7 protein-coding genes and 1 other RNA gene are annotated in these 7,494 nt (G+C 60.8%); 5 read left to right on the top strand and 3 right to left on the bottom strand.

Annotation, left to right across the window (positions count from 1 at the left end; translation table 11 throughout):
• The 3 genes from ssrA to KF814_16320 all read left to right on the top strand — a co-directional run.
• Positions 1 to 204, top strand: a transfer-messenger RNA (tmRNA) gene (ssrA, locus tag KF814_16330); the annotation flags it as partial.
• A 98-nt stretch (positions 205 to 302) separates the two neighbouring features.
• Entirely contained in the window at positions 303 to 956 is a 654-nt protein-coding gene (gene tmpT / locus KF814_16325; protein MBX3237713.1) for a thiopurine S-methyltransferase, read from the top strand.
• A 146-nt stretch (positions 957 to 1,102) separates the two neighbouring features.
• Complete coding sequence (locus KF814_16320; protein ID MBX3237712.1) at positions 1,103 to 1,537, top strand: hypothetical protein; 435 nt, start codon at positions 1,103 to 1,105, stop codon at positions 1,535 to 1,537.
• A gap of 12 nt (positions 1,538 to 1,549) precedes the next feature.
• On the opposite strand, the gene KF814_16315 is transcribed toward KF814_16320, so the two are convergent.
• Both KF814_16315 and KF814_16310 read right to left on the bottom strand, forming a co-directional pair.
• Positions 1,550 to 1,963: an EamA family transporter gene (locus KF814_16315; GenBank protein MBX3237711.1), complete on the bottom strand. Its 414-nt coding sequence runs from the start codon at positions 1,961 to 1,963 to the stop codon at positions 1,550 to 1,552.
• A 103-nt stretch (positions 1,964 to 2,066) separates the two neighbouring features.
• On the bottom strand, positions 2,067 to 3,863 hold the full coding sequence (locus tag KF814_16310) for a glycoside hydrolase family 15 protein (protein MBX3237710.1): 1,797 nt from the start codon (positions 3,861 to 3,863) through the stop codon (positions 2,067 to 2,069).
• A gap of 39 nt (positions 3,864 to 3,902) precedes the next feature.
• On the opposite strand from KF814_16310, the gene KF814_16305 reads away from it, so the two are divergent.
• Both KF814_16305 and otsB read left to right on the top strand, forming a co-directional pair.
• Entirely contained in the window at positions 3,903 to 6,134 is a 2,232-nt protein-coding gene (locus KF814_16305; protein ID MBX3237709.1) for a trehalose-6-phosphate synthase, read from the top strand.
• 8 nt (positions 6,135 to 6,142) lie between these two features.
• Positions 6,143 to 6,916: a trehalose-phosphatase gene (otsB, locus tag KF814_16300; protein ID MBX3237708.1), complete on the top strand. Its 774-nt coding sequence runs from the start codon at positions 6,143 to 6,145 to the stop codon at positions 6,914 to 6,916.
• On the opposite strand, the gene KF814_16295 is transcribed toward otsB, so the two are convergent.
• Positions 6,913 to 7,398, bottom strand: a complete 486-nt coding sequence (locus KF814_16295) for a macro domain-containing protein (GenBank protein MBX3237707.1) — start codon at positions 7,396 to 7,398, stop codon at positions 6,913 to 6,915. The two genes, otsB and KF814_16295, sit on opposite strands and share 4 nt — an antisense overlap.
• Positions 7,399 to 7,494: the final 96 nt, after the last annotated feature.

Raw genomic sequence — 7,494 nt, 5'->3', positions numbered from 1 at the left:
CCCGCGGGGGTGGAATGGCGCGATGCAGCGGGCTGGTCCCACGCCGGTGCTCAGCGTCGGGGGACGAGACTTTTCTGGGCTAGCGGCTATTCTAAGCCTGCCGATGGGCGTGGGTGGCTGCGAAATCTAAACAATCGGCTACACATGTAGAACCGGTGCGCCGAAGATCTTCGGACAGGGGTTCAACTCCCCTCGCCTCCACCACGCAAGGGCCCGGATGTCCTCCGGGCCCTTTTTTATGTCTCAATGCCGGAGAATCCGCCGCAAGGGGCGATGCCGTTTATAGGGAGAGATGATCAAGCATGGACGCGCAGTTTTGGCATGATCGGTGGAAGAAGAATGAGATTGGGTTTCACCAGAGCGAACCCAATCCCCTTCTCGTCAAATACGTCGACGAACTGTCGCTGACGAAAGGGAGTCGCGTGTTTCTGCCGCTCTGCGGCAAGACGCTCGATATCGGTTGGTTGTTGTCTCGCGATTATCGGGTGGCCGGAGCCGAATTGAGCGCCCTGGCCGTTGAACAATTGTTCGCGAAGCTCGGCGTGACGCCGACGATCACGAAGGTCGACACACTCGATCACTATCGTGCCCCGCAGCTCGACATCTTCGTAGGCGACATCTTCAAGGTCACGCCTGAGCTACTGGGTCCGGTTGATGCCGTGTATGACCGAGCAGCCTTGGTCGCCCTACCGCCGTCAATGCGCAACCGATACAGCGCGCACTTGACCACCCTCACCGCGAATGCGCCGCAACTACTTATCTCCTTCGAGTACGACCAGCAGGTGATGGAGGGACCGCCCTTCTCGGTCGACAACGAAGAGATCCGGCGGCACTACGGCGAGCAATATGACATCACCCTGCTGACCAGCCTCGATGTCCCCGGCGGCCTCAAGGGCCGCTGCCCGGCCACCGAAAGCGTGTACCTTCTTAAAAAGAAATCTCGCGGCGGGTCGTGAGCCCCGGCCTCGGCACACGCTCGGGCGAAGGTTCTTCAGGTATTGCTACCCAGGCCTGTCGGCGCATGGACGCGAGGCGCAGGCTTGCACCGCTTCAGAAGGATCCCTTACAGTACGGGCCTTCGAACATTAACCGGGAGGGCGCCATGCGGACAGGCTATGCGGTGCTGGCAGGCATCATCATCTTGGGTGGCTGCGCGGCGCTTCCGTCGACGACCCGGACGGCCGTGACGCATGATCTGAAGTTCAAAGATCGACTGAGTCAATCGGAGCTCTCGGTCCGCATCGGTGATGAGATCCAGTGGACCAACCAGCGTCAGACGCCAACGCGGGTGGACTTTCCCGGCCTGACTCCCGACATGCTGAGTTGCCAGCGCGGCTTCTCGAACTTCCTCGGCTTTACGCGGGGTTTCAGCAACATCGCGCCGAACCAGAGCGCAAGCCTCTGCTTCCACAGGGCCGGCGTTTACAAATACACCGCCAAGGTGGAGCCTTCCACGCCGGGAGGCAAGGCTCTGAGCGAGTCCGGAACGATTCGTGTGACGGCACCGACCGGAGGGCGCAACCGAGGCGAAGAATAGGCGGGCGAATGATCAGCGGATCAGCAGCAAGGCCCCGCCCAGGATCAGCAAGACGCCTGCCACGGACTTCAAGGCCAGAGGCTCACCCAAGAACATCACAGCCAGGACCAGCGTCATGACCAGGCTGGTCTTGTCGATTCCCGCGACCGCCGTGGCTTGGCCGACCTGCAGCGCTTGGAAGTAACACATCCACGAAAGCCCCGTCGCCACGGCCGACAACGTCAGGAACAGCAGTGACCGAGCGGACACGAGCGGCAGTCCCGCCGTTTCTCCCGTCGCCGCGACGATCCCCCACGCCATGATGAGGATGACGATGGTGCGGATTGCCGTCGCCAAATTCGGCGTGACGTCAGCGACGCCGACCTTCGCAAAAATGGTGGTAAGGGCTGCGAAGAATGCCGAGAGAAGCGCGTAAGTCCACCACATAGACGAGCTCCTTTTTGAACGGCCCGCGGGCAATGCCAAGATTGTCCGCGAATGTTCGCCCACGCCCGTACCGGGCGGGCCATCATCACTGTGTCACGGCCTGCTAGAGGGTGTCGGCCCAGTGCGGACTCACCGCAAAGGCGGCATTGATGAGCCCGACGTGGGAGTAGGCTTGCGGGAAATTGCCGAGCTGCGTTCTGGTTTCCGGCACGAAGTGTTCGGCGAAGAGACCCAGGTGATTGGCCCCTGTCAGGACCTGCGCCATGATGCGTTGCGCCTCGGCCATGTGCCCGAGCTTGGCCAAGGCCTGCACGACCCAGAATGAGCAGATGACGAAGCTGGATTTGGGGCGGCCGAAATCGTCGGTCCGGAGATAGCGGAAGTAGAAGCCCGTGTCACGCCCGTCGGTTCGGACGGACAGTTCCTGCGCGATCTGTTTCATGGTGGCTTCGCAGACCTCGCGATTTGGAAAGCCGAGGATCGGGGCCTGTGCCAAAGAGGCATCGAAGGTGTCATCATTCGGACCGTTGCGCAGGGCGCCATCTTTTGAGGCCTTCAACAGCGCCTGTTCGGCCCGCGCCCGCGCGGCGCCGATATCAGACGTGAGTGAAGGCAGGAACCCCGCCCGCTGCATCCGATAGGCACGGTCGAGCCCGGCCCAGCACATCAAATTCGAAAAGGAATGTTCCTGCCAGCCGTTGCGGATTTCCCAGAGGCCCGCATCCGCCTGCGCGATGTTTCGCTCACAGAGCCGCGCGAGGTTCGCGACGAGTTGCTCGTGGTCCTTTGTGCGCAGATCGTAAAACCGATTGTCGGAGAAGATCGGCGCGAGTGTGAGCACCAACTCTCCGTAGACGTCGTTCTGCACATGCTCGGCGGCCTGGTTGTTGTTGCGCACCGGGGCGCTGCCGCGGAAGCCGCTCCAATTTTGGTGCTCGGTTTCGGGCAGGGGCAGATCCTGGCTCAGCGTGTAGACCGGAGCCAAGCGTTCCCGGGAATGCTCGTGGGCATAGGCGATGTTGAGCAGGAATTTGAGGAACCCTTCCATTTCCTCGAAGTGACCGAGGTTATGGAAAGCCGTCAGCGAAAAGTACGCATCACGCAGCCAGCAGAACCGGTAGTCCCAATTTCGGGGACCTCCGGGATCCTCCGGGAGGCTCGTCGTCAGGGCGGCCAGGATGGCACCGGTATCTTCATAGCAATGGAGCTTCAGTGCCAAGGCCGATCGAATGACCTCTTCCTGGTGGAGAACCGGAATCGAACAATGCTTCACCCAGGTGCGCCAGTAGCGGGCCGTCTGGTCGAGGAACTCGTGGCTGACCTTGGCGAGGTCGTCCTCCACGCCCAAGCCCCAGGTCAAGGCAAAGTAGGTCTTGTCCGTGAGGGCAAACCGCCGCTCTTCATACAGGTACGTAAGCGGCATGTTGGTCAGGAGTCGGAGGTATTCCCCTCGGATGTCGTAGCGGACATGGCTGTTACCACGCATGCCCCGGGCATATTCCTTGCCCCATCCGGTGACTGGACGGCAACTGACTTGAATGGAGGGAGTGCCGGCCAAGGGTTCGACAATTCGGAAGAGCGCGGCCGGCCGGTACACCCGACCATACTGTTCGAACCGCGGACAAAAATCGGTGATGCGGAATGTGTCACCTTTGGACGTGGACACCTCGGTGACGAGAATATTTGTATTGGGCAAATAGCGTTGTGTTGTCTTGACTTGTGCGGCGTCGATCGGGCTTGATATGGAAAAATGCCCACCGTCCGGATCCAGCATGCGGCCAAAGACCGGTTCGCTATCGGGCCGCGGCAGGCAGAGCCAATCGACGGAGCCGGATTCATGGATATGGGCCGAGACGTGGCAGTTTCCGATCAGTCCGTACGGATACATGCTTCCGACCATAAGTGATTTCGTCGGCAAAGTAAACGACCAGGAGTAAAAATGCGGCTCTCCCTGCGATTCGTACTTCCGCTCCTGCTGGTGTTGGCTGCCGTCGCCTACGGCGTGGTGCCCCTCGTCGACTCGCTGACCCTGAAATGGTTTACCCGAGACCTCGAAAGCCGGTCGCGCCTGCTGGCCAGCACTATGGAGGCGCCGCTGGCCGAGTTGGTGGCTTCACGCTCCCGCACGAAGATCTTTGCCTACTTCCACAAGGTTATTCAAGACGAGCGTCTCTACGCGCTGGGCTTTTGTGACTCGCAGAACCGGCTGCTCTATCAAACGTTGACCTATCCCGATCAGCTCTCGTGCGAGAGCCTGGCTGATCTTCCTGCCGGCACGTCCGACGTGGTGAACCTCGCGCAGGGACCGTTGCATGTGGTGGCGGCTACGATTCAAGCCGGAGGGAAAGCCCATGGCCGGTTGATGCTGGTCCACGACATGAGTTTCGTGCATCAACGCAGCACCGACACGAAATGGTACATCTTCTACCTCTTCGCCGGGCTCGCCGCGGTCATCTCCATGGTCACGGTGATGGTGGCCCATATCAGTTGGCGCGGGTGGGTATTGGGCGTCCGGGCGATGCTGAATCGAGGCGGATTGCCGTCGCTGAGCGGCCAGGTCCATTCGTCGGAATTGCACCCGGTGGCGCAGGACCTACATGAACTGGTCCGAGAACTTGAAGCGGATCGACGCATGCGCGACGAGAGCCAGATCACATGGAGCCCCGCGAGTCTCAAGACCATTTTGCATGAACACCTCTCCGGCGACGAAATCTTGATTGTCTCCAACCGGCAGCCGTACATCCACAATCGGCGCGGACAAAAGATCGAGGTGCAGACGCCGGCGAGCGGCCTCGTATCGGCCTTGGAACCGGTCATGCGCGCCTGCTCCGGTGTCTGGATCGCCCATGGCAATGGGTCGGCTGACCGGGAAGTGGTGGATGCGAGGGACCACGTGAAGGTGCCGCCCGACCACCCGTCCTACGACATTCGGCGGATCTGGCTGACTCCCGATGAAGAGGCGGGATACTACTACGGCTTCGCCAACGAGGGCCTGTGGCCGCTCTGCCACAACGCGCACGTGCGACCCACGTTTCGGACGTCGGATTGGGAACGGTATGTCTCGGTCAATGAGCGGTTCGCGCAGGCCGTCATCGAGGAAGCCACGACCGACGATCCCGTCGTGCTGGTCCAGGATTATCACTTCGCACTGCTTCCTAAGATGGTGCGGGAGAAACTGCCAAACGCCACGATCATCATGTTCTGGCATATTCCCTGGCCCAATGCCGAGAGCTACGGCATTTGTCCTTGGCGAAAGGAAATCCTGGAAGGGTTGCTGGGCAGCAGCATCGTGGGTTTCCACACGCGGGTGCACTGCAATAATTTCATTTATTCCATCGACCGGATCCTCGAGGCTCGCATCGATCGGGATACGTCCACGGTTTCCTACGGCGGCAAGTTGACCGCGGTGAATCATTACCCGATCTCGATCGAGTGGCCTTCGCGCTGGATCGAGACGCAGCGGCCGGTACCTGATTGCCGGCAGCACATCCGCGAGCGGCATGCGATGGGACCGGATCGGCTCGTGGGCATCGGAGTCGATCGGCTGGATTACACGAAAGGGATCATCGAGCGGTTCCTGGCCGTGGAGCGGTTGTTCGAATTGCAGCCCGAGTGGATCGGCAAATTTTCGTTCATCCAAATCGCGGCGCCGAGCCGGACCATCATCGATCAATACCAGCACTTCCACGACCAGGTCTATGCGCTCACCGAACGGATCAACAAGCGGTTCGGGCGCGAGGGCTATGAGCCGATCGTGCTTAAGGTGAAACACCACGAGCCGCCGGACGTGTACGAGTACTATCGGGCGTCGGAGCTCTGCTTCGTGAGCAGTCTTCACGATGGGATGAACTTGGTGGCGAAGGAATTTATCGCGGCTCGTGACGATGAGCAGGGAGTCCTCATCCTCAGCCAGTTCACGGGCGCGGTGCAGGAACTTCCGGAGGCGGTCGTCGTCAACCCCTACGACATCGACCAGTGCGCGGCGGCGCTGCATTTGGCGCTGACCATGAGCCCCGGCGAGCAGCGGGCCCGCATGCGCAGTATGCGCGGACTCATTCAGGAGTTTAATGTCTACCGCTGGGCAGGACGAATGCTCATGGATGCGGCTCGGATGCGTCGCCGGTTCCGCGTGATGAAGCAAGTAGGGCAAACGGCCGGAATCGTTCGCTGACCGACTCCATGCAGTATCTTCTCCGAGCTCCAGGCAAACGGGCATTGCAACGCCTGGTAGATGAGCCATCGACTCTGTACGCGTTCGACTTCGACGGCACGCTCGCGCGCATCGTCCAGGATCGGGACGCCCCCAAGCTGTCGCAGCCGATTCGGAGCGCGCTCGAAGCCTTGAGCGCCCACGCCGCGACCGCGATCATTTCTGGTCGTTCCCTCGCGGATCTTCGCCCACGCATCAATGGAGCTGCCGCCCACCTGGTGGGGAACCACGGTCTGGAAGGTCTCCACACCTCCGCTCAGGTCATGCAGCAGGCGTTGGAGTGCTGTCAGGCCTGGAAGCGCACGGTGGGAAAATTCGAAGAGACGCTCACGCACAGCGGGGTGGTGCTCGAGGACAAGATCTATTCGCTCACCTTTCATTACCGACAGGCCTGCTCACCCAAGGTAGCCCGCGAGGCCGTCTTTCAAGCGATCGCGCAGCTCATGCCGCCGCCTCGGCTGGTATTGGGGAAGGCCGTGGTCAACGTCATTCCCTCCGGCACACCCCACAAGGGCGCCGCGATGCTGGAGCTGATGCATCAACTCAAGAGCTCGGCCGCGCTCTACGTCGGAGACGACGATACCGATGAGGACGTGTTTTCCATTCCGGACGACCGGATCATGACCGTGCGGATCGGGAAGAAGGTGCGGTCTGCAGCCCGCTACTATCTGGAGCGGCAGGCCGAGACCGCGGCATTGCTTCAGTACCTCGTCGAGGCGCACAGCGCGGGTCGCTCCCGCTAGGCTTCCTGCGCCGCAACTCCCTTTCGATAGGTCGTATACAGGTAGACGGGAATGCCGGCATCCTTGAGGAGCGCCGTCAACACCGGTGCCACCTCATCCCAGCTCAAGCCCCCTACCCCTGTGGCAAGTTTCGGCAGGGCTACACTCGCGACCTTGTTGGCGGCCAACTCCTGCTTGAGCGCCTGTAAGGCGTGGTTCACGTTCGGGAGCGAAGCCTTCCCGGGCCGCCCCTGCCGATCGTCGGCCGGCTCCTGCGTAAACAGATTGTAAATGACGGGAGAACTCGGTCCTTTCCACGACCAAAGGCTTCCGGGTTTGGGATGGTAGGTTTGACAGTAGTGGCGAAAATCCTTGTACATGCCTGGCCACTGCTCGCGCAATGCGAGCGCCAAGCCCTGTTTGAAATCGTCGTTCGGCGCGATGCCGTGGGCGATGGCGCCGGCTTTCGAAAGCAGAATGTCACCGGTCACTTCTTTGATCATGCTGGACTCCCTTCCTGAATGAATGGCTGAGGTGCGAAACGAACGGTCTACGAAAGAGATAAGCCGCGCGCAATCCGGATCAATATCAGCCGAGAA

It is taken from the genome of Nitrospiraceae bacterium, from assembly GCA_019637075.1.
Taxonomy (GTDB): domain Bacteria; phylum Nitrospirota; class Nitrospiria; order Nitrospirales; family Nitrospiraceae; genus JAHBWI01.
The sequence above is the reverse complement of the archived record's forward strand: the minus strand, read 5'-3'. Positions and strand labels throughout refer to the sequence as shown.

Bases quoted from the DNA above. Each gene is read 5' to 3' on its own strand.
- KF814_16315 (MBX3237711.1), bottom strand. From the start codon at position 1,963: ATGTGGTGGACTTACGCGCTTCTCTCGGCATTCTTCGCAGCCCTTACC.
- KF814_16305 (MBX3237709.1), top strand. From the start codon at position 3,903: ATGCGGCTCTCCCTGCGATTCGTACTTCCGCTCCTGCTGGTGTTGGCT.
- tmpT (MBX3237713.1), top strand. From the start codon at position 303: ATGGACGCGCAGTTTTGGCATGATCGGTGGAAGAAGAATGAGATTGGG.
- KF814_16310 (MBX3237710.1), bottom strand. From the start codon at position 3,863: ATGGTCGGAAGCATGTATCCGTACGGACTGATCGGAAACTGCCACGTC.
- KF814_16320 (MBX3237712.1), top strand. From the start codon at position 1,103: ATGCGGACAGGCTATGCGGTGCTGGCAGGCATCATCATCTTGGGTGGC.
- KF814_16295 (MBX3237707.1), bottom strand. From the start codon at position 7,398: ATGATCAAAGAAGTGACCGGTGACATTCTGCTTTCGAAAGCCGGCGCC.
- otsB (MBX3237708.1), top strand. From the start codon at position 6,143: ATGCAGTATCTTCTCCGAGCTCCAGGCAAACGGGCATTGCAACGCCTG.